Annotated in this window: 19 protein-coding genes; 15 read left to right on the top strand and 4 right to left on the bottom strand. The window is 59.4% G+C overall.

Annotated features, from left to right (window positions below; all coding sequences use genetic code 11):
• The first annotated feature begins 245 nt into the window (after positions 1–245).
• From ACA041_RS13965 to fapF, 9 genes are all read left to right on the top strand, one after another.
• A complete protein-coding gene (locus tag ACA041_RS13965) occupies positions 246–1,880 on the top strand; it encodes a methyl-accepting chemotaxis protein (protein WP_497441642.1) in 1,635 nt (544 codons plus the stop codon).
• A gap of 235 nt (positions 1,881–2,115) precedes the next feature.
• A complete protein-coding gene (gene pnuC / locus ACA041_RS13960) occupies positions 2,116–2,679 on the top strand; it encodes a nicotinamide riboside transporter PnuC (RefSeq protein ID WP_497441641.1) in 564 nt (187 codons plus the stop codon).
• Complete coding sequence (locus ACA041_RS13955; RefSeq protein WP_497442076.1) at positions 2,676–3,200, top strand: AAA family ATPase; 525 nt, start codon at positions 2,676–2,678, stop codon at positions 3,198–3,200. Before pnuC ends, ACA041_RS13955 begins: the two co-directional genes overlap by 4 nt.
• Positions 3,201–3,554: 354 nt before the next feature.
• Positions 3,555–4,007, top strand: a complete 453-nt coding sequence (gene fapA / locus ACA041_RS13950; RefSeq protein ID WP_497441640.1) for a functional amyloid chaperone FapA — start codon at positions 3,555–3,557, stop codon at positions 4,005–4,007.
• A gap of 1 nt (position 4,008) precedes the next feature.
• Positions 4,009–4,587: a fibril amyloid subunit FapB gene (fapB, locus tag ACA041_RS13945; RefSeq protein ID WP_497441639.1), complete on the top strand. Its 579-nt coding sequence runs from the start codon at positions 4,009–4,011 to the stop codon at positions 4,585–4,587.
• A 63-nt stretch (positions 4,588–4,650) separates the two neighbouring features.
• The gene (gene fapC, locus ACA041_RS13940) at positions 4,651–5,691 is read left to right on the top strand and encodes an amyloid-like fimbrin subunit FapC (RefSeq protein ID WP_497441638.1); all 1,041 of its coding nucleotides are present in this window, start codon (positions 4,651–4,653) and stop codon (positions 5,689–5,691) included.
• Positions 5,692–5,754: 63 nt separating this feature from the next.
• Positions 5,755–6,435, top strand: coding sequence for a fibril amyloid maturation endopeptidase FapD (fapD, locus tag ACA041_RS13935; RefSeq protein WP_497441637.1), 681 nt, complete (start codon positions 5,755–5,757; stop codon positions 6,433–6,435).
• 43 nt (positions 6,436–6,478) lie between these two features.
• A complete protein-coding gene (gene fapE, locus ACA041_RS13930) occupies positions 6,479–7,222 on the top strand; it encodes a fibril amyloid subunit FapE (protein WP_497441636.1) in 744 nt (247 codons plus the stop codon).
• Positions 7,223–7,268: 46 nt separating this feature from the next.
• On the top strand, positions 7,269–8,576 hold the full coding sequence (gene fapF, locus ACA041_RS13925) for a fibril amyloid transporter FapF (RefSeq protein WP_497441635.1): 1,308 nt from the start codon (positions 7,269–7,271) through the stop codon (positions 8,574–8,576).
• A 261-nt stretch (positions 8,577–8,837) separates the two neighbouring features.
• Here fapF and ACA041_RS13920 read toward each other — a convergent pair whose 3' ends face one another.
• Positions 8,838–10,163 carry a sigma-54 dependent transcriptional regulator gene (locus ACA041_RS13920; RefSeq protein ID WP_497441634.1) on the bottom strand — a complete coding sequence of 442 codons (1,326 nt, stop codon included), beginning with the start codon at positions 10,161–10,163 and terminating at the stop codon, positions 8,838–8,840.
• Between the two features lie 343 nt (positions 10,164–10,506).
• Here ACA041_RS13920 and ACA041_RS13915 point away from each other — a divergent pair, with 343 nt between their 5' ends.
• From ACA041_RS13915 to nhaB, 3 genes are all read left to right on the top strand, one after another.
• Positions 10,507–10,773: a hypothetical protein gene (locus tag ACA041_RS13915; protein ID WP_497441633.1), complete on the top strand. Its 267-nt coding sequence runs from the start codon at positions 10,507–10,509 to the stop codon at positions 10,771–10,773.
• A 284-nt stretch (positions 10,774–11,057) separates the two neighbouring features.
• A complete protein-coding gene (locus ACA041_RS13910) occupies positions 11,058–12,347 on the top strand; it encodes a hypothetical protein (protein WP_497441632.1) in 1,290 nt (429 codons plus the stop codon).
• Between the two features lie 78 nt (positions 12,348–12,425).
• A complete protein-coding gene (gene nhaB / locus ACA041_RS13905) occupies positions 12,426–13,928 on the top strand; it encodes a sodium/proton antiporter NhaB (protein WP_497441631.1) in 1,503 nt (500 codons plus the stop codon).
• 114 nt (positions 13,929–14,042) lie between these two features.
• On the opposite strand, the gene ACA041_RS13900 is transcribed toward nhaB, so the two are convergent.
• From ACA041_RS13900 to gnd, 3 genes are read right to left on the bottom strand one after another with little or no spacing between them, the layout of a single operon-like run.
• A complete protein-coding gene (locus ACA041_RS13900) occupies positions 14,043–14,864 on the bottom strand; it encodes an HAD family hydrolase (RefSeq protein WP_497441630.1) in 822 nt (273 codons plus the stop codon).
• Positions 14,861–16,384: a glucose-6-phosphate dehydrogenase gene (gene zwf / locus ACA041_RS13895; protein ID WP_497441629.1), complete on the bottom strand. Its 1,524-nt coding sequence runs from the start codon at positions 16,382–16,384 to the stop codon at positions 14,861–14,863. Before zwf ends, ACA041_RS13900 begins: the two co-directional genes overlap by 4 nt.
• Entirely contained in the window at positions 16,381–17,361 is a 981-nt protein-coding gene (gene gnd, locus ACA041_RS13890) for a phosphogluconate dehydrogenase (NAD(+)-dependent, decarboxylating) (RefSeq protein ID WP_497441628.1), read from the bottom strand. The genes zwf and gnd overlap by 4 nt, the downstream gene beginning before the upstream one ends.
• A gap of 270 nt (positions 17,362–17,631) precedes the next feature.
• Between gnd and ACA041_RS13885 the strand changes: the two genes are divergently transcribed.
• From ACA041_RS13885 to ACA041_RS13875, 3 genes are all read left to right on the top strand, one after another.
• Positions 17,632–17,814 (top strand): DUF6026 family protein, encoded by a 183-nt coding sequence (locus ACA041_RS13885; RefSeq protein ID WP_497441627.1) that lies wholly within the window; start codon positions 17,632–17,634, stop codon positions 17,812–17,814.
• Between the two features lie 197 nt (positions 17,815–18,011).
• Positions 18,012–19,757 carry a phosphoethanolamine transferase CptA gene (locus tag ACA041_RS13880; protein ID WP_497441626.1) on the top strand — a complete coding sequence of 582 codons (1,746 nt, stop codon included), beginning with the start codon at positions 18,012–18,014 and terminating at the stop codon, positions 19,755–19,757.
• A 196-nt stretch (positions 19,758–19,953) separates the two neighbouring features.
• Positions 19,954–22,191: a TonB-dependent siderophore receptor gene (locus ACA041_RS13875; protein WP_497441625.1), complete on the top strand. Its 2,238-nt coding sequence runs from the start codon at positions 19,954–19,956 to the stop codon at positions 22,189–22,191.
• Positions 22,192–22,272 lie beyond the last annotated feature (81 nt).

Raw genomic sequence — 22,272 nt, 5'->3', positions numbered from 1 at the left:
CAGAACGCCACTGTGATCAGTGCAGATGAAGTCCCGCGCGCACAAGCTCCCCACAAAACCATAAAAATTCCGTGAAAAATCAACTTGGACTCAGGTTTTTCCGCGCGGGGCCGAAATCCTATCAGACAAGCCCGATCAACGCTGCCGCGTTTATGGACTTACAGTCTTCCAGGCCCGTCCGGCAACATGCGGTTGGAGGCTGACGATCATCTATTACAAGAACAAGAAACCGGAGTGACAGCGTTATGAACAGCTTGCGCAATATGTCGATCAGTCGACGTTTGTGGCTCATCTTGATCGTGGCCATCCTGATGCTGATGACGTTGGGCACCTTGATGCTCAAACAGATTCACCAAGACCTGTATCAGGCCAAGGCGCAGAAAACCCAGCACGTGGTGCAGACCGCCAGCGGTATTCTGGGCTACTACCATGGCCTGGAAACCGCTGGCACGCTGACCCGGGAAGCTGCGCAGACGCAGGCGCTGACGGCCGTTCGCGGCCTGCGTTATGACCAGAACGATTACTTCTGGATCAACGACCTTACTCCCGTCATGGTAATGCACCCGACCAACCCGAAACTCGATGGCCAGAACCTCTCGGCGATCCGCGATCCGGACGGGTTCGCGCTGTTCAACGAGATGGTCGCCGTGGCCAAATCCAAGGGTGCCGGGACAATCGACTACCGCTGGCCGAAACCGGGCGCCAGTGCCCCGGTCGAGAAAACCTCCTACGTCAAACTGTTCGAACCCTGGGGCTGGGTCATCGGTTCGGGCGTGTACATCGATGACATGCAGGACGAATTTTACGCCCAGATGTGGAAGGCCTCGTTCATGGGCCTGGTGATTGCCCTGATCATGGCGCTGCTGGTGATCCTGATTGCCCGCAGCATCGTGCGTCCGCTCCAGGAAACCGTGAACGCCATGGCCAACATCGCCAGCGGTGACAGCGACCTGACCCGCAGCCTCGACACCAATGGCCAGGATGAAGTCACGCAACTGGCGCACCACTTCAATGCCTTCACCGCCAAACTGCGCCAGGTGATCAGCGAACTGCAGGCCTCTGCCAGCGCCCTGGGCCAGTCTTCCAGTGACTTGGGCAACGACGCCGCCCAGGCCCAGCAACGCAGCCAGCAGCAGTCCCAGCAGATGGAACTGGTAGCAACGGCCATCAACGAAGTAACCTATGGCGTGCAGGATGTGGCCAAGAATGCCGAGCATGCCGCCAGCGAAATGCGCGACGCCGAATCCCAGGCGCAGCAAGGCCAGGTCAATATCGATGGCAGCCTGCAACAGATCGACAAGCTGTCGTCCACCATCGATCAGGCCGTGGAAGTGATTCGTACCCTGGCCGCCGAAAGCACGCAGATCGGCAGCGTCCTGGAAGTGATCCGCTCCATCGCCGAGCAAACCAACCTGCTGGCCCTCAACGCCGCCATCGAAGCGGCCAGGGCTGGCGAGCAAGGGCGCGGTTTTGCGGTGGTGGCCGATGAAGTCCGGTTGCTGGCCCAGCGCACCCAGAAGTCCACGGCGCAAATCCAGTCTATGATCGAGCGCCTGCAAAGCCATTCCGAAGCGGCGGTCAAGGTGATCGGTGACAGCAGCCGTGCTTCGCAGTTGACCATCGAACAGGCCGGACTGGCCGGTGCGAGCCTCAACGCCATCGGCCAGGCGCTGCGCAACCTCAACGGGCTGAACGCCTCCATCGCCAGCGCGACCTTGCAACAGGCCCATGTGGTCGAGGACATTAACCAGAACGTTACCCAGGCGGCCGGTTTATCCCACAGCACGGCGCTGGCGGCGGAACAATCGAGCCTGGCCAGCGTGCGGCTCAAGGAGTTGAGTCAGCAGTTGAACGGGTTACTGCGGCAATTCCGGGTGTAACCGCCAAGCGGGCAAAAACATATCTCGGTGGCGAGGGAGCTTGCTCCCGCTGGGGCGCGAAGCGCCCCTCAACTCGGCTAAACGAGTCAGCCGTCCTGGCGGCTGCTGCGCACCCGAGCGGGAGCAAGCTCCCTCGCCACAGTATCCACCAGCCGACTCAGGGCGAGGCCGCTAACGCCTCACCTGACTCTCTGGGTACAATCCGCTCCCCTCTTCGACTCCCCAAGGAATCCCCATGTCCGGGCTTGAACTGTTTGCCGCCACCCTCGGTGTCATTGCCGTCTGGTTGACGGTCAAACAGAATCCCTGGTGCTGGCCGATCGGACTGGTCATGGTGCTGCTCTACAGCTGGATCTTTTTTGAAGTGAAGCTGTATTCGGACATGCTCCTGCAGGTGATCTATGCCGGTTTGCAGTTGTATGGCTGGTGGCAATGGACGCGTGCGGGCGAAACCCGCCAGGGGCGGCGGGTCAGCCAGCTCGATGGCAAATCGATCACCGTCAATCTTGCCCTCGGCGCGATCGGCAGTCTGTTGCTCGGCGCCGCCATGGCCCACTGGACCGATGCCGCCCAACCCTGGCTGGATGCGGCGCTCACCGGTTTCAGCCTGGTGGCGCAAGTGTGGATGGCGCAGAAACGTGTGCAATGCTGGCCACTGTGGATCACCCTGGACGTGGTTTTCGTCGGGCTGTTCATCTACAAAGGCATGTACCTGACTGCCGGCCTGTACACGCTGTTCGCCCTGATTGCCGTGCAAGGCTGGCGGGAATGGCGCGTCGACCCGGTATTGCGCACATGAAAGTCCTGGTGCTCACCGGTCCCGAATCCAGTGGCAAGAGCTGGCTGGCGGCCGAACTGCAAGCGCAGTTTGGTGGCGTTCTGGTAGACGAGTATGTCCGCTGGTTCATCGAGCAGAACCCACGCGACACTTGCCTGGCCGACATTTCGCACATCGCCCGCGGCCAACTGCAATGGGAGGACGAGGCCCGCGCCCGGCAGCCGCGATTACTGCTTCTCGACACCCACCTGCTGAGCAACATCCTCTGGAGCCAGACCCTGTTTGGCGATTGCCCGCAGTGGATCGAACAGGCATTGCTGGCCAGACAGTATGATTTGCACTTGCTGCTGTCTCCCGAAGATGTCGCCTGGACGGATGACGGCCAGCGTTGCCAGCCCGAATTGCATCAGCGCCGGGCATTCTTCGATCAGACCCGCGCCTGGCTGGAACGCCATCGACAACCGGTTCAGGTGCTTCAGGGCGACTGGGCAGCGCGCCGCATCCTAGCCTTCAACGCCGTCCAACAGCTGCTCGATACCTGACTGTTTTTACGAATCAGATACCCGCTTTTCCCCTGTTTTGGGGGAAAACTGTCCGTTTTTGAAACACCCTCCTGAGCGCAAACTGGCTATTTGAAAGGGTTCATAATCTTTACACCCCGGCTGTTAAGCCCGTGATACACATCGCCGTCAACCCCCGATTTAGAGCATTGCAACCGCTTTAACCCAATGCAGGCACTTTGGACTGTCTCAAGCCTGAAACAGTGCCAACACGGCCCTCTGACGCATAATTCGCAAGCTATTGAATTACCACGACAATCAAAAAGCGGCACAGCTTTCGCTCTCTCCTTCATAACGCTGACTAGGGCCAGCCCACAAGAAGAAGGAATTGCCGCTGTGGGGACTTTCAATAAAGGGTTTACCCGCTTACTGCTGATCGGATGCGCCGCCAGCTCGCTGCTCAGCATTAATGCTCAAGCCGAAGGCAACGGTGTCATCGTACTGCAACGTGACGTTCAACCGGTTCATTTCGGACGTGACGGTGGCAAGGATCCGTATCCGAGCACCGTCAACGCCAACCCCTCGACTCGTATCCAGTCAACCCTCAACAGCACCGAGTTGAGCGATGGCGACTTCGCCAATATCGCCAGCGGCTCCTCCATCAGCGTCAACAACATCAACCTGAACAACCCCGGCATGCAAGGCCTCAACGTGGTCACCAATCCCAACGGCATGCCTGGCATGAATGCGGGTCACGGCGGCGGCAGTGGCGGCGCGATCTCGGGCACCATCAACCGCGCCATGAGTTCCGGCCTCGCCCCTCTGGGCAGACTGGCTGGAGGCCAATGACATGACTCGCTCGTTGATATTCCTCGCCCTGCTCGGTTGCACCAGCGCCATGGCCGACTCCAACGTGAGCACGGTGAACAGCGCCAGAATCCAGGATTCCGGCACCCAGTACAAAGGCAACTTCAACGTCAACCAGGCTGCCGGCGACCAACAGCAACAGACCAACGTGCGTGCGATCGCCATTGGCACCGAAAGCGCCGCGACCACCCGGGTCAACCAGAAAATCAATACGCCCGCCAACCCGTCGATGAATGCGACGGCCACCATCGGCGGCACCTCTTTCAGTAATGGCAACGGCGTACTGGGCGTCAACCAGGGCGCCGGGGCCAACAACCAGATGGCCAACGCCATGCGTATCAGCATCAGTGCTGCGCCGCAGAGCGTCGACGATAGCGCCCTTTCTCAACAGAACGTGGCGTTGCAACCAAGCTCAGGAGCAACTGGTACCTCAATCGGCAGTCGCCAGGTCGTGATCAGCGACCAGGCCTTCACCGGCAGTCGAGGGGTAATCCAGGTGAACCAGAGTGCCGGGGTGGGGAACCGAATGGCTAACACCCTGAGCATCCGGGTCGCTGACTGACCCAAACGCAGTGCGATTGGAAAGTACCAACACTTAACCAACTAATAAGCACGGAGAAACACCATGAAACCTACAATGGCTCTCAAACCACTGGTTTTCGCTCTGGCAGCAGTGATGGCAATCGCGGCACAGGCAGGCGGTCGTGATAACGATCATGGCAATGGCCACGGCAATGGTCACGGCAACGGGCATGGCAATGGCAATGGTCCTCGTGGCCCAAGCCTGGAACAGATCCTGGCACTCAGTGCCGGTGCAGGCGCCATCGTCGTAGACCAGCAAACCAGCGGCGGCAACGGCGTGATCAACCAAGGCACCAAAAATGGCGCTGCACTGGACAATTCTCTGAATGGTTCCAACGGCAACATGGGCGCCAACGTTGCAGCCGGCGACGGCAACCAACAAGACAACGCCGCGGCCCTGGCCACTGCTGACGAAAGCTTCATCTTCGGCACCGCGGTAGCTGCTTCCAGCGCCACTCAACTCAATGGCAACAACACCGTTGTCAACTCCTCCAACACCAACGCCGCAGCCCTCAACAATGGCGGCAACAATGGTTCCGGCAACATCGGCATCAACGTGGCCTCCGGGAACTTCAACCAACAGAAAAACAACCTGGCCATCGCCGTATCGGGCGGCCGTGTAGCACAAGCTTCTGCTGCGGCTAACCAAACCTCCACCGGCCTGTCGGTTACCAACGGCGCGACTCAAGCCTTCACCAAAGAAACTCTGGTGGGGACCTTCAACGCGGCTGGCGTGTTCGTGGCTGCGGGCACCGCGACTACCGAAGGTAACGACAACGGCGGTTGGGGCAACAAAGGCGGCGGTTATGGCGGCGGCCACGGTGGCGGCCATGGCGGCGGTCACGGCGGCAATGGCGACACCACCTCTGACTTCGTTGCGGTCGGTGTATTCGGTCTGGCCGGTGTGACCACTAAACAGGAAATGACTCCAAACGGCTGGAAAAACCCTGTAACCAACACTGCTACCATGACTAACTCGATGAACGGCTTCTCCGGCAACGGCGGCGCCAACGTATCGTCTGGTGTAGGTAACCAACAAAGCAACTCGCTGTCCATCGCTGCCGGCTGCAGTGCCTGCCTGTAATCGCGATCGAAATGAAAGCCCCGGCAACGGGGCTTTTCCACAGTCCGCAAAGGCGTATCGATCATGCGTAAGACTGCCCTTCTCGCTCTTCTGTGCCTGTCTGGCCTGACTCAGGCCGCACAGATGCCGGTTGCCGCGCTACCTGGCGGCGTACTGGTCTACAAGGATGTCCAGAGTCTGCGTGAGCGCAAGTTCAGCGACATCGTCGAACAGAAAACCGACTTCAGTTGTGGCGCTGCCGCACTGGCGACGGTGTTACGCCAGGCCTATTGGCTCGACGTCGATGAGGAGCACATCATCAAAGGCATGCTGGTCAACGCTGACCAGGACCTTGTTCGTACTCAAGGTTTTTCCATGCTGGACATGAAGCGCTACATAGAAAGTATCGGCATGCGCGCCCGGGGCTACAAGATTCCCACCGAAAAACTGGATGCAGTCACGATCCCGGTGGTGGTACTGATGGACATTCGCGGCTACAAGCACTTCGTGGTGTTGCAGCGGGCAGACAAGAACTGGGTCTATATCGGCGACCCGGTCCTCGGCCACAAACGCTACTCCCATGATGACTTTGTCAAAGGCTGGAACGGCATTGTCTTCGCTATCGTAGGTCCCGGTTATGACAAAACCAATGCACTACGCAGTCCACCGGAACCGCTGACGGCCAAGAACAAGCTGGATAACTTCAATCCTGTCAAAGATGCTGAGTTGATGGATTTTGGTTTCATACAGAGCGACTTCTTTTAATCGCCCAAGATGATAGTGGGGCAGGACGCTCCGGGAGCAGCAGATGAAAACCTCATACTGGCTGGCCGCTGCCTGTCTGGCAGCGAGCGCTTCAGGCTATGCCAACGGATTCAAACCCATCGAAATCAATGACCATGATCTCGGCGAGCTACGTGGCCGTTATGTCATGCCGGGACGGATCATCAGTTTCGGTATTGTCATGAGCAGTACCTGGCGTAATGCCAGTGGAGATATGATCGGGGCAGCCACTTCGATGCAGATTCAGGCAGCCACCGTAAAACCCGAATTCTACGTTTCAACCTTCAGCCAGTCCGGTGACGGCAGTACGCCGGGACAAGGCACCGGCAACGTCATTGGCGGCGCTGGCTTGAACAGCGCGCAAGGGATCACCCAAAGCGTACGCGCCGCGGGCGATGGCAATACCGCGTACAACAACGTCGCGATCGACGTCAAGGAGGCCAGTCAGGCCCCGGCCCTCAACCCGGGCCAAGGCCAGGTGTTGATGAGCGGACAAACCATTACCGGCAGCAATGCGGCGGGCAGCGTTGCCGTCTCCGCCACCGGCGGCGGGGTCCAGATGGCCATCCAGGCCAATAACAACCAGGGCACGGCCATGCAGCAAGTCGCCCAGGGTGGGCTGTTGCAAAACACGCGGTTACTGGGCAGCAGCAATATGGTCAATAACCTGACTCAGCTTAATGTAGTGCTGAACAATAATGGCCCGAGCACAGGTGCACTGGACTGCAACCTGACTCAACTTAACGCACTACGCAGTCTGGGATATTGAACTACGCTGAGTCTCGATCATTGGGCATAAAGGGACGGCTTATTTCATGTATCGATCAGTATCACTGCGCGCAGTTGTTTGTTTAAGCACTCTCTTCCCGGCGGCGATGCTGCAAGCAGCACCCGCTTCGGATGTAGAAATTCTGAAACAGGAGCTTCTGGAGCTCAAGCAACGATACGAAGTACAACAAAAAGCACTGGCGATCCTCGAGCAACGGGTCCGTCAGGTCGAAGAACAACCGGCAACTCCACAACCCAAGCGTCTGGCCAAGTCGCCAGCCGACCTCAAAGGCAATTCACAAGTCGCGACCGGTACCGGTGCCGCGGCAGCTTCAGGGGGAGCGGCCGGGGGCGGCGGCAGTTCCTATGGGCAATCGCTGGCCGATGACTCACAGCCGGCACAAAGCGTTTCCAACCTGTACGACGAGGCCAGCGGGTTCTTCGGCGGTGGCAAGTTCAGCCTGGAAACCGGGCTGACCTATTCCCGTTACGACACCCGGCAACTGATTCTCAACGGCTTCCTCGCGCTGGACTCGATCTTCCTGGGCAACATCAACCTGGACCGGATCAAGGCCGATACCTGGACACTCGACCTCACCGGCCGCTACAACTTCGATAACCGTTGGCAGTTCGACCTGAACGTGCCAGTGATCTACCGTGAGTCGACCTATCAGTCCGGCGGCGGTAACGAGGGCTCTGCCGGCGTGACCACCGAAGATACCGTGACCAAGGACCCAACCATTGGCGACGTCAACTTCGGCATCGCCTACAAGTTCCTGGACGAGTCGATCAATACCCCGGACGCCGTGGTCACCTTGCGAGTCAAGGCGCCTACCGGCAAGGATCCCTTCGGCATCAAGTTGCGCCAGTCCGACGCCAACACCAACCTGTTCGTGCCTGACACCCTGCCGACCGGCAATGGCGTCTGGTCGATCACGCCGGGCATCTCGCTGGTCAAGACCTTCGACCCGGCGGTGTTGTTCGGTAGCCTTTCCTATACGCACAACTTCGAGGAAGACTTCGACGACATCAGTTCCACCGTCAACCAGGAAACCCCGGGCAAGGTGCGTATCGGCGACAGCTTCCAGATCGGTGCCGGTATCGCGTTTGCGCTGAACGAAAAGATGAGTATGTCGTTCTCGGTGTCTGACCTGGTACAGCGTAAAAGCAAGATCAGGGAAGATGGCGGGGATTGGCAATCGGTTACTTCCAGCGATGCCAACGCTGGCTACTTCAACATCGGCATGACCATTGCGGCCACCGACAACCTGACCATCGTGCCCAACCTGTCCATCGGCATGACGGACGATGCCCCGGACTTTACCTTCAGCCTGAAATTCCCGTACTACTTCTGATCCACTCCCACAAAACCCCGCTGCGACTTCAATCGCCGCGGGGTTTTGTGGTTATAGCCAAAAGCCAAAGTGAGGCGGCCTCCCAACCGGCCTGGTCGGACAGGGATTTGTGTACGACCCCGATTACCTGTGGGAGCGAGCCTGCTCGCGAAGAGGCCGTGTCAGTCGACATCGATGCCGAATGTCAGTCCGCCTTCGCGAGCAGGCTCGCTCCCACACGGGTTCTTTACCAAAACTCGGGATTTGTGTACGACTCGATCGCTAGCGGATCTGATGCTTGTGCAGCAGTCGGTAAAAAGTCGGCCGCGACACGCCCAATACCCTGGCAGCCACGCTGAGATTGTCGCTGTGGCGGTTCAACACATCGCACAGCGCCTGGCGCTCGGCGCGGGTTTTGTAGTCTTCGAGGGTGCCCATCGGTGCGGCGATCGCCTGCTGGCTGATCAATCCCAGGTCGCGCGCCTCGATCTGCCGTCCTTCCGCCAGCACCAGCCCGCGGCGCACCCGGTTGGCCAATTCACGGACATTACCTGGCCAGTCATGCTTGCCCATGGCGATCAGGGCGTCTTCGCTGAAACTGCGAGGACGGCGACCGGTTTCGTGACTGTAGAAATGGGAAAAGTGATTGGCCAGCATCGACAGGTCGCCGTGTCGCTCGCGCAAGGGTGCGGTGACGACTTGCAATACGTTCAGCCGGTAGTACAAATCTTCGCGAAAACGTTTTTTCTCGATGGCCGCCTCGAGGTCGACGTGGGTCGCCGCCAATACCCGAACATCCACTGGAATCGGTTTGCTGCCGCCGACACGCTCGATGTGTTTTTCCTGCAGGAAACGCAGCAGGTTGGCTTGCAGTTCCAGGGGCAGGTCACCGATTTCGTCAAGAAACAGCGTTCCACCGTGGGCGGCTTCGATCCGTCCGACCTTGCGTTGATGGGCCCCGGTAAATGCCCCCTTCTCGTGGCCAAACAGTTCGGACTGAATCAAGTGTTCGGGAATGGCGCCGCAGTTGATGGCGACGAAGGGTTTGCTGTGGCGCTGGGACTGCCGGTGCAGCGTGCGGGCGACCAGCTCTTTACCGGTGCCGCTTTCGCCTCGAATCAATACCGGAGACTCGGTGGGTGCCAGTTTGCTCAGCAGCTTGCGCAGTTCGCGAATCGGCTTGCTGTCGCCGAGCAACTCATGCTCGGGCTGATCAATGTGAACCGTGCCCTGTCCGCGCAGGCGCGCCATGCCAAATGCCCGGCCCAGCGTCACCTGAACCCGGGACACATCGAACGGCAAGGTATGGAAATCGAAAAACCATTCGCAGACGAAGTCGCCGACATTCTGCAGGCGCAGGACTTCCTGGTTGAGTACGGCGATCCATTCGGTGCCGCTGCGGCTGATCAGCTCCTTGACCGCGTCCGGTCGTTCCAGGTGAAAAGGCTGCAATCGCAACAGGCCGACGTCACAGGTTTTGTCCGCGGCGTTTTCCAGGGTACAGCTGTCAACATCCCAACCCACGGAGCGTAAACCGGGCAATAGCCGATGGCAGTCATCGCAGGGATCCACTACTAATAGACGTCGTAAGGCAGGCGCTTCGCTCATGACTGTTCCTTGGCGCCAAATAATAGGAAATATTATGAAAAACAGTCATTTGGCGGACTTGGCTGTAACATTAGCAAGATTTTGACGGGGGCTTGTACCGTTTGACTATAGATACGTTGTGTAAATAGTTATAAGAAGCTGTTTTGTTAGTTACCTAACGACTCAGATCTTTCAGTCAGCTTTCAAAATCCGTCCAAACCGTGCCCCCATGAAAGAAAGTTGAAATTTCTTTAAATTGTATGTGACCCACCCCCCGGTTGCGGGCATCAGTACAAGTAACGAGCCGAACGGTAAGCCCAACCGACGGCACATCACTTGATTGGGCATACAGAGAGACAATCCCATGAACGCCCCGCTCCGTATCAACGAAGCACTCTTGATTGCCGACCGCGCATTCCAACCCTTTCAATGCGTGGCCTGGGCCCCACAGGACGGTAATGGCGAACTCAGCCTGAGCGTTATCGACCGCACCAACACCCGCATCGGGCGCAAGCAGATCCCGAGCAGTGCCTATACCGATCCCGCGCAACTTGAAAGCCTCCTTAATCAGGCACGTGCCGAGTTGAGCAAGGAAGGCTACGCCCTGCAATCGTGGTCGATGCCACACTAAGCTGGTTTGCGGGTTACTTCAAAGTAACCCGCCCCTTCCCCGATCATTAATAGCGCACTTCCCACGCCCCTCCGCACTTCGCGATGTTCTATTTCGAACCTGCGCGCGTCCATTTAATTGGCAGGCTTGCCAGTGGTTCGAAAAGACACTGTTCTGGCACAAAACGACCCTCCGCCTGTTAGTTCTCACTGTTGTGCATCTTTGCATTCAGGGATTGAATGACTTCCCTGATAAAGTCGCCAGCCAACTTTCTGGATGAGGACGACTCGCAAGGAGATGCGTGAATGTCACTCCAGACCGCCTTGATCTTGACTCCAACACTAAACGACGCCGGAGCACTGGATTTGTCCTTTGCCGGTACAGGCACGACCCAAGTGTATTTCGCCGGCAGCACCTCAAGCATGGCCAACGGGGTGGCGATTGATTCACAGGGCCGATTGTTGGTGGCGGCCAAGGTCGGAACGCCGGGCGGTAGCCGCTTCGGCCTGGCACGCCTGCTGGAAGATGGCTCGGCCGATCTGCTTTTCGGTCATCAAGGCAGCGTCATCGGGCAATTCGAACACGGCTTCGAGGCGATGGGTGGAAAAGTCCACGTCCTGCCCGATGGGCACATTCTGCTGGCCGGCCTGCACTACGAGAATCCACACCGGACTCTACCCGCCCTCGCACTCTTCGATCAGCAAGGCCGCCCGGTACCAGGCTTTGGCGACAACGGTCGCTGCGTGGTGCGCCTGCCGGGCAATCTTTCCATGGGCGCCCGCGGTGCCTGGCTGCCCCCTGGGGTGCCTGGCAGCGAAGTCTGTGATGCCTGCGTGCAGGAGGACGGTCGCATCCTGCTGCTGGCCAATCATCACTTCGAAGTGGCCGATCATGTCGGCATGCTCATGCGGCTCGACCCCGACGGTTCGCTCGACAGCACGTTCAATGGTCGTGGTTTCGTGATGGTCAGGCATTTGTTGATGAATACCTGGATCAACAGCCTGATGCTTCAACGAGACGGTCGGATTCTGGTGGGCGGCTCGATCAATTTCCCCCAAGAAGGCCTGTTGGCCCGTTATCACAGCGATGGCCGGCTCGACGAATCTTTCGCCGTGGACGGTTTCATGAGCTTCAAGGCCCAAGAGCGCAGCGCTCAGATAAGCCAGATCATCCAGCACGACAATGGCGACTTGCAGTGTTTTGGCAGCAGCCGCGACCCGATGCACTGCCTGGCGTTGAAAATACACAGCAACGGCCGTCCCGACAGCCATTGCAACGGCGGCCACCCGCAACTGCTGGAAATCGGCCACAGCGGCAGCCAGTGGAGCGCCGCCCAGGCATTGCCGGACGGCTGCGTACTGACGGCAGGCGCAACCCTCGGTGGCGTCGAAGGTGATTTCCTTCTGGCCCGCTACATGCCCGACGGCGAGCTCGATTGTCGCTTTGGCAAGGGTACCGGCTGGGTTCGCACACGCCAGGGTCGCAGCCTGGATACGGCCACTTCATTGGCCGTGCACCCGAACGCCAACATAGTCGTCGCGGGCTACACACTGGACGGCAACTATCGAGCCGTCGTCGCGCGCTATCTGGGTTAATCCTCAGGATTTTTCCTACACTTGATCTTCCGTTGTACTTACGGCAAGTTGCGCGCTTCTTAATACAAGGAGTAGCCAATGTCCGGTTCGATGGCCCAGGCGTTTGCGCACAATTTTCTCGGGCATTCCCCCCGCTGGTACAAGGCGAGCATTGTCGGCTTCCTGATACTCAACGCCCTGGTGTTGTGGACGGTAGGCCCGGTGGTGGCAGGTTGGCTGCTGGTGCTGGAGTTCATCTTCACCCTGGCCATGGCGCTCAAGTGTTATCCGTTGATGCCCGGCGGCCTGCTGCTGGTTGAAGCGCTGCTGCTGAAGATGACCACGCCCCAGGCACTCTATGACGAACTGGTCCACAACTTCCCGGTCATCCTGCTGCTGATGTTCATGGTAGCCGGCATTTATTTCATGAAAGACCTGTTGTTGTTCCTGTTCTCGCGCCTGTTGCTCGGGGTCCGCTCCAAAGCCATGCTGGCGCTGATGTTCTGCTTTCTTTCGGCGTTTCTTTCGGCGTTCCTCGATGCGCTGACCGTGACGGCCGTGATCATCAGTGCAGCGGTAGGGTTCTACTCGGTGTATCACCGCGTCGCCTCGGGCAGCGATCCGCGGCAGGACACCCCGTTCGCTGACGACCGCCACCTGCCGACACTGCATCACGCGGACCTCGAACAATTCCGCGCCTTTCTGCGCAGCCTGCTGATGCACGGCGCCGTGGGCACTGCACTGGGTGGTGTCTGCACCTTGGTCGGCGAGCCGCAGAACCTGCTGATCGGCCATGAGATGGGTTGGCACTTCGCCGAGTTTTTCCTGAAGGTCGCCCCGGTATCGTTGCCCGTACTGGTGGCAGGCCTGGTGACCTGCGTGTTGCTGGAGAAACTGCGCTGGTTCGGTTATGGCACGCTGCTGCCGGACAACGTGCGCACGGTGCTGGCCGACTACGCCAGCGAAGACAACGCCGAACGTACCGCACGCCAACGCGCGGCATTGATCGTACAGGGGCTGGCGGCGCTGATCCTGATTGCCGGGCTGGCGTTTCACATCGCCGAGGTCGGCCTGATCGGCCTGATGGTGATCGTGCTGATCACCTCATTCACCGGCATCACCGACGAGCACCGCATCGGCAATGCATTCAAGGATGCCATGCCGTTCACGGCGCTGCTGGTGGTGTTCTTCGCGGTGGTGGCGGTGATTCACGACCAGCAACTGTTCACCCCGCTGATCCAGTGGGTGCTAGCGCTGCCGGCGGAGCAACAGCCGGGCATGCTGTTTATTGCCAACGGTTTGCTGTCGGCCATCAGCGACAATGTGTTCGTCGCGACCATCTACATCACAGAGGTGAAACGGGCCTTCCTCTCCGGCCACATGAGCCGCGAGCATTTCGAGACCTTGGCGATTGCGATCAACACCGGCACCAACCTGCCGAGCGTGGCCACGCCCAATGGTCAGGCGGCGTTTCTGTTCCTGCTGACGTCGGCGATTGCACCGCTGATTCGGCTGTCGTATGGGCGGATGGTGTGGATGGCGTTGCCGTATACGGTGGTGATGGGTGTGTTGGGATGGTACGCCGTGAGTTTCTGGCTGTAACCACAAAACCCTGTGGGAGCGAGCTTGCTCGCGATGAGGCCATGTCATTCAGCATCGTTGGTGAATGACACACCGCAATCGCGAGCAAGCTCGCTCCCACAGGGGTTGTGGTTGTTAGCGAGGGAGGATGTAGCGCTCGATGGCTTGCGCCGCACCCTCTTCGGTATTGGCCCCCGTCACCACATCCGCCTGGCGCTTCACCGCCTCTTCCGCCTGCCCCATGGCGATCGACAACCCGGCGCGATGAAACATCGCCGGGTCATTGCCGCCATCGCCCAGGGCCGCCGTCTGCGCCAGCGGCACACCGAGGAATTCGGCCAGTGTCGCCAGCGCTTCGCCCTTGTTCGCTTTCATCGCCGTCACGTCCAGGTACACCGGTTGCGACCGCGAGACTTGCGCCTGGTCCTCGACCTTGGGCAGCAACTGCGCCTCCAGTTCGATCAGCAATTGTGCGTTGAGACTGGCCGCGACAATCTTGTCGATCTGCTGCAGGTACGGCTCGAAACTCTCCACCACCACCGGCGGATACCCCAGGCCATGCTGCTCGCGCGGCACCATGGGGCCATTGGCGTCTTTCACCAGCCAGTCACCGCCACTGAACACCCAGACCTCGATGTCCGGCAGATCGGCAAACAGCGTCAAGGTGGTCAACGCGGCCGTGGCCGGCAAGTAATGCGCGACCAGTAAACTGCCGTCGGGATTGACGAGGGTGCCGCCATTGAACGCCGCCGTCGGCAGATCGACACCCAGGGCTTCGATCTGCTGCAACATGGCTTTGGGCGGTCGGCCGGTGGCCAGGCTGAACAGGACGCCGGCCTCGCGCAACGCACGGACCGCATCGATCGTGCGCTGGCTGAGGCTGTGGTCGGGCAGCAGCAAGGTGCCGTCCATGTCACTGAGCAGAAAACGGATCGGCTGTTGCGTCGGTTCACTCATCCGAGGCCGTGCCAGACGCGACCGTCGCGGGTCAGCAGATCTTGCGCGGCCTGTGGCCCGTCTTCACCGGCGGCATAGCTCTGCACGCTCGCGTCCTGCTGCCAGGCATCGAGGAACGGCTGCACGGCGCGCCAGCCATTCTCGATGTTGTCGGCGCGCTGGAACAGCGTCTGATCGCCCGTCAGGCAATCGTAGATCAGGGTCTCGTAGCCGGTGGACGGCTGCATCTCAAAGAAATCCTTGTAGGCAAACCCCAGTTCGATATTAGCCATCTTCAGCGCCGGTCCGGGCCGCTTGGCCAGCAGGTCGAACCACATGCCTTCGTTGGGCTGGATCTGGATCCGCAGATAGGTCGGCTGCAACTCATCGACTTCGGTATCGCGGAACTGCGCGTACGGCGCCGGCTTGAAACAGATGACGATCTCGGTGTCGCGCACGCTCATGCGCTTGCCGGTGCGCAGGTAGAACGGCACGCCGACCCAGCGCCAGTTGTCGATCATGACCTTGAGTGCAACGTAGGTTTCGGTGTTGCTGTCGGGGGCCACGTTGTTTTCCTGGCGATAACCCGGCAACGGCTTGCCGTCGACTTCACCGGGCCCATATTGCCCGCGGACCGAGTTGGCCCGTGCCTCCTCGACCGACCAGGGGCGGATCGCGCCGACCACCTTGGCTTTCTCGCCGCGAACCGCATCGGCGCCAAAAGCGGCCGGCGGCTCCATGGCCACCATCGCCAGCAACTGGAACAGGTGATTGGGCACCATGTCCCGCAGGGCGCCGGTGTGCTCATAAAAACTGCCACGGGTTTCCACGCCGACGGTTTCGGCGGCGGTGATCTGGACGTGGTCGATGTAGTGATTGTTCCAGAACGCTTCGAACAGGCTGTTGGAGAACCGGCTGATCAGAATGTTCTGTACGGTTTCCTTGCCCAGGTAGTGGTCGATCCGGTAGATCTGGTTTTCCGTCATCACCTTGAGCAGGCAGGCGTTCAAGGCTTCGGCGGTCGGCAGGTCGGAACCGAAGGGCTTTTCGATGACCACCCTTCTGAATGCCTCGGGGGTTTCCTGCAGCAAGGCGGCAGCACCAAGTCGGCGCACCACTTCACTGAAGAAACGTGGCGCGGTGGCCAGGTAGAACACCGCATTGCCAGTGCCACTGGCGGCGATTTTTGCCGCCAGCGCTTGATAGGTGCCGTTGTCCAGGAAGTCGCCCTGGACGTAGCTGATGCCTTTGGCGAGTTTGGCCCACAAGTCTGGATCAAGTACGTGATCCCCCTTGCCGACCTTGGAGGCCACCTCGGCGCGAATGAAGTCTTCGAGTTTTTTCGCGAAGGCTTCGTCGCTGATGGCGTTATGGTCAACGCCGATGATCCGCAATCCATCCCCGAGCAGACCGTCGCGACTGAGGTTGTACAGCGCCGGCATCAGCAGACGCTTGACCAGGTCACCATGGGCACCGAACAAAAACAGCGTGGTCGGTGGTGCGGGTTCTGCCTTGGATTTATTGCGGATCAAACCGGTCATTTTTTCGCAGTCTCCACATGGCCGCCGAAGCCGAAGCGCTGGGCCGAGAGTATCTTGTCGCCAAAGGTGCCTTGCCCGCGCGAACGGTAGCGCGAGAACAGCGAGTTCGACAGCACCGGTACGGGCACCGATTGCTCCATGGCCGCCTCGATGGTCCAGCGACCTTCACCGCTGTCAGCTACCGAGCCTGAATAACCGTCAAGTTTCGGGTCGCTGGCCAGCGCATCGGCGGTCAGGTCGAGCAACCAGGACGACACCACGCTGCCACGACGCCAGACTTCGGCGATATCGGCAACGTTGAGGTCGAAACGCTGATCTTCCGGCAGGTTGGTGCTGGACTTGGTCTTGAGGATGTCGAAGCCTTCGGCGAAGGCCTGCATCATTCCGTATTCGATGCCGTTATGGATCATCTTGACGAAATGGCCTGAACCGGCGGGACCGGCGTGGATATAACCCCGTTCGGCGCGATCGTCATCGGACGTGCGGTCCTTGGTCCGGGGAATGTCGCCCAGGCCTGGCGCCAGGCTTTCGAACAGCGGGTCGAGACGCTTAACGGTCTCAGCATCGCCGCCGATCATCATGCAGTAACCGCGCTCCAGGCCCCAGACGCCGCCCGAGGTGCCGACGTCGATGTAGTGCAGGCCTTTTTCCGACAGGGTTTTCGCCCGGCGGATGTCGTCCTTATAGAAGGTGTTGCCGCCGTCGATGATGGTGTCGCCGGCTTCGAGCAAGGTGCTCAGGGTGTCGATGGTGTCTTCGGTCGGTGCGCCGGCCGGCAACATGACCCAGACCGCCCGTGGCTTGGCCAGGCCGGCAACCAGGGCTGGCAGGTCGGCAACGCCGGTGGCGCCCTCCTCGCTCAGGTTTCCGACGAAGGCGGTATTGCGGTCGTAAACGACGGTGGTGTGCCCGTTGAGCATCAGGCGCCGCGCAATATTGCCGCCCATGCGGCCCAGTCCGATAATCCCGAGTTGCATGTGCTGATGCTCCCTACTACAAATAAAGTGTGTCAAAGGTTATAGCCCAACGCGACTAATGTGGTTTAGTCCAGAGCGCAGGGATGAAGTTTCCGGGCATTGTGCCCGATCCAGACTGATAACGTCAGAAATCGTGCCGAAGACACAACGACCATGAAAAATAAAAAAGTTCCCTTCCGGGGCAAAAGAAATCAAAATCGACGCCGATAGTAAGTCAGCACCGATGTCGGAGCGGATTTACAGTTGAATCAGCCATTTGCGAGGTGAGCAATGGGCACATTACTAGCAGCACGGCCAGCACAAACCCTTTACGTCACGATCCGTCGCGATGAATTGCGTCAGTTGAAAGACGAGCGCGACCAGTTGAGGCAGGAAGTCGCGCAACTGCGCCTGCTCACACAAGATGCTCAGGCTCAGTCCTGGCCCATCACGCAGCGTGCTCCCCACGCCTGATCCCTTCGCTTGATCCGGAAGCGGCTTGCTGCTGCTTCCCATACGCTCCTTGCTCTGCCTGTCCGGCAATCACAATTTTTTCACACCCAGATATTGATACTCCGGCTCATTGTGGCCGCTCGGTATCCATGCGGCCCCCGTTCGTCGGTGATATTCACGTCCCGGCGAAGGCAGTGATGATCAGGTTGGAGCGTTGAATGGCTTTGTTTAAACGCAGCACTACGTCTGCGACAGGTTTCGATTGGGCAGGATTTCTCTGGCTGTTTCTGTTCTTCTGGTATTTTTCCGGCATTACCCAGCTACTGATCCAGCTGACGGGCACCTCCGGTTTCGCCGGGTTCCGCCAGGCGTTCATCATGAGTGCCATCTGGCTGGCGCCGATGCTGCTGTTCCCGAAACAGACCCGGGTATTGGCCGCGCTGATCGGCGTGGTGCTGTGGGCCTGCTCCATGGCGAGCCTGGGCTACTTCTTCATTTACCAACAGGAATTCTCCCAGAGCGTCATCTTCATCATGTTCGAGTCGAACATCTCTGAAGCGGGCGAGTACATGACCCAATACTTTGCCTGGTGGATGGTGGCGGCGTTCCTCGCCCACACGCTGTTCGCCTGGTTCCTGTGGACGCGTTTGCGCCCGGTGTACATGCCCCGCGGGCGGGCACTGGTCGCTGCAACCGCGATTCTGGTGGCCGTGATCGGTTATCCGCTGATCAAGCAGACCCTGCGCACCGGTAACTTTGCTGACGGTTTCGAGAAGTTCGAAACCCGCATCGAACCCGCCGTGCCCTGGCAGATGGCCGTGGCCTATCACCGCTACCTCGATACCCTGGCCGGCATGCAGGACATGCTCACCAGCGCGAGCAAGGTCGCGCCGTTGCACAACCTCAAGGACTCGGCGGCCGACCAGCCGTCAACGCTGGTGCTGGTGATCGGTGAATCCACCAACCGTCAGCGCATGAGCCTGTACGGTTACCCTCGGGACACCACGCCGGAGCTGGACAAGCTCAAGGATCAGCTGGCGGTCTTCGATAACGTCATCACCCCGCGCCCCTACACCATCGAGGCGTTGCAGCAGGTGCTGACCTTCGCCGACGAAGACAACCCGGACCTGTATCTGTCGACCCCGTCGCTGGTGAGCATGATGAAACAGGCGGGCTACAAGACCTTCTGGATCACCAACCAGCAGACCATGACCAAGCGCAACACCATGTTGACGACCTTCTCCCAGCAGGCCGATGAGCAGGTGTACCTGAACAACAACCGCAACCAGAACGCCGCCCAGTACGATGGCGATGTGATCGAGCCGTTCAACAAGGCCCTGACCGACGCTGCGCCGCGCAAGCTGATCGTGGTGCATCTGCTCGGCACGCACATGAGCTACCAATACCGCTACCCGTCGACCTTCGACAAATTCAAGGACCGCCAGGGTGTTCCGGCCGGCGTGCGCGACGATCAGTTGCCGACCTACAACAGCTACGACAATGCGGTGCTGTACAACGACTTCGTGGTCTCGAGCCTGATCAAGGACTACGCCAAGTCCGATCCGAACGGGTTCCTGCTGTACCTGTCCGACCACGGTGAAGATGTGTTCGATTCCCCTGGCCATAGCACCCTGGGGCGCAACGAGAGCAAACCGACGGCGCCGATGTACACCATTCCGTTCATGGCCTGGGCCTCGCCGAAATGGCGAGAAAACCATGACTGGAACTTTGCCGGCGATCTGGGGCGACCGTACAGCAGCTCGCACCTGATCCATACCTGGGCAGACCTGGCAGGGCTGAGCTTCGATGAACTCGACCACAGCAAGAGCCTGGTCAGCGACAGCTTCAAGCCCCGGCCCTTGATGATCGGTAACCCTTATGAGCGTCAACAGCGTCCATTGATCGACTTCAGCCTGATCAAGCCCAAGGCGTTGCCGGCTGCGCCGGAAGTCGTGCAGAAGTAACACTTCTCAACCTGTGGGAGCGAGCAGGCTCGCTCCCACAGGGTTTCTTCCCCCACAAGAATTCTATTTCCGCAGGGATTCTTCTGGCAGCAAATTCTTAAAATAATAATTATTCTCGTTTAAAGCTAAATCCCCACCCTCCCCTTCGTCTTTGAGCAAACGGATATTTTCCCTCGAAGACAAGGAGTCGGCTGCGATGTTCGCGCCTATCACCCGTTCCATGACCTTTACCCTGGGCCTGTGCACTGTCGCCCTGTGCCCCGATCTGCTGGCTGAAACCGGTTCTGACCAAGAGCCCGGCAGCACCCTCGAACTGGGCGCCACCAATGTGACCGCCATGGGGTTGGCCAGCACCACCGAACATACCGAGTCGTACACCACCGGTGCCATGAGCACTGCCACCCGCCTGAACCTGTCGATCAAGGAAACCCCGCAATCGGTGTCCGTGGTCACCCGTCAGCAGATGGACGACTTCAAGCTGGGCTCGTTGTCCGAAGCCATGGGCCAGACCACCGGCGTGGTGGTCCAGCACAATGACTCGGACCGGGTCAGCTATTCCTCTCGCGGCTACTCGATCAGCAATTTCCAGGTCGATGGCATGCTCAATACCTTCAGTTACATGAAGTCCGATTCCGACACCATCATCTACGACCGAATCGAGGTGGTGCGCGGTGCGACCGGCCTGACCACGGGCGCGGGTGACCCGTCGGCCACCATCAACATGGTGCGCAAACGGCCCACGGCACAGTGGCAAGTCCAGACCGGAGCCAGTGGCGGCAGCCATGACGACTACTACAGCTATCTGGATGTCGGCGGCCCGCTGGCGTTTGATGGCCGACTGCGCGGGCGCAGCGTGCTGGCCTATCGCGACGCCGATTCGTTCCGCGACAAGTACCAGCAACAGAGAGAAGTCGGTTACGGCATTCTCGAAGCCGACCTGACCGACGACACCGTGCTGGCCGTGGGTTACGACTATCAGAACAAACACGTTCAGGGCTCCTCCTATGGCACCTTGCCGTACTGGAACTCCGACGGAGGCAAAGCAAACCTGGGACGCTCCACCAATATGGCCACGTCCTGGAGTTCCTGGCCGATCAAGGACAAGACAGCATTCGCCACGCTGAAGCAACAACTCGGCGCCGGCTGGCATTTCAAAGCGGCCTACACCCACCGCGAAAGCGATACCGACGGCAAATTGTATTACGGCGGTGGCGGCTTCCCGAACGAGGACCGCAGCGGCATGACCGCTTACATTGGTCACATGCTCGGGACGCAGAAAATGAAGGCTTATGACTTCAACGTGGCGGGCCCCTACTCACTGTTCGGACGCGAGCACGAAATGATGCTCGGGTATGGCGAAGCCGAGCGCAGCGAAGAAAGCCCCTACCTGGTCGAAGGCGCAATGCCGCCGGACTATTTGAGCATCCCCGACTGGAAATACATGGGCAACATCGCCAGGTATCCCGACACCGTCACCCACCTTTCAGGTGCAAAAGACAGTACCCGCCAGAAGGCTGGCTACCTGGCCACTCGCCTGAGCCTGACGGATGAGCTGCACGCGGTGCTCGGCAGTCGCTATGGCAGCTGGAAAGCGTCGAACCAGACCAACAGCTACGACGATAACCTGCAGCTGAGCAACGTCGACGCCACCCGCCAGCAACACAACGACATCTGGACGCCTTACGCCGGTCTGCTTTATGACCTCACCCCCGAATACACCCTGTACATCAGCTACACCGACATCTTCAAACCGCAGTCCAATCGCGACAGCAATCGCAAATACCTCGAGCCGGTGGTCGGCAGCAACTATGAGCTGGGGCTCAAGGGCAGCCTCCTGGAAGACCGCCTCAACCTGGCCACCGCGCTGTTCTGGAGCAAACAGGATAACGTCGCGGAACTCGACGATTCGGTGCCTCCGGACCCGGTGACCGGCGAGGAATTCTTCAAGTCAGGCGGTAAAGGCAACAAGGTGCAGGGCTTCGAAGCCGAGGTTTCAGGCGAAGTTTCGACAGGTTGGAACATGACGGCCGGCTACACCTACACCCATTCGGTCAATGGGGAAAAGAAGCGGACCATGACCAACCAGCCATTGAACATGTTCCGGCTGTCCACGGCCTATCGCCTTCCGGGTGATTGGCAGGCGCTGACGGTGGGGGGCGCAGTGAACTGGCAGAGTGACGTGTTCGGCAACTCCAGGCGTCCGGTCGGGCGCGACGCCGCTGGCGAGATCATCACCGCAAGCGCAAAAATCCGCCAGGAGGCCTACACCGTGGTCAAGCTGATGTCACGGTATGAGTTCGACCGGCACCTGTCGGCGTCCCTGAACGTCGATAACCTGCTCGACACAAAGTATTACGACAACGTCGGCTTCTATAACGGCGTGTTCTGGGGCGACCCGCGCACCGTCACCCTGAGTCTGGACTGGAAGCTTTAGAATTTTAACGCCCACTTAACGGAATCGGCGGATAATTGGCCTTCGACATTGCACTGGATCATGGACGAAAGGCACCCGACA

This window comes from Pseudomonas sp. LBUM1676 (assembly GCF_059695605.1).
Note: the sequence above shows the minus strand (reverse complement) of the source record. Positions and strands in the feature narration are given on the sequence as shown.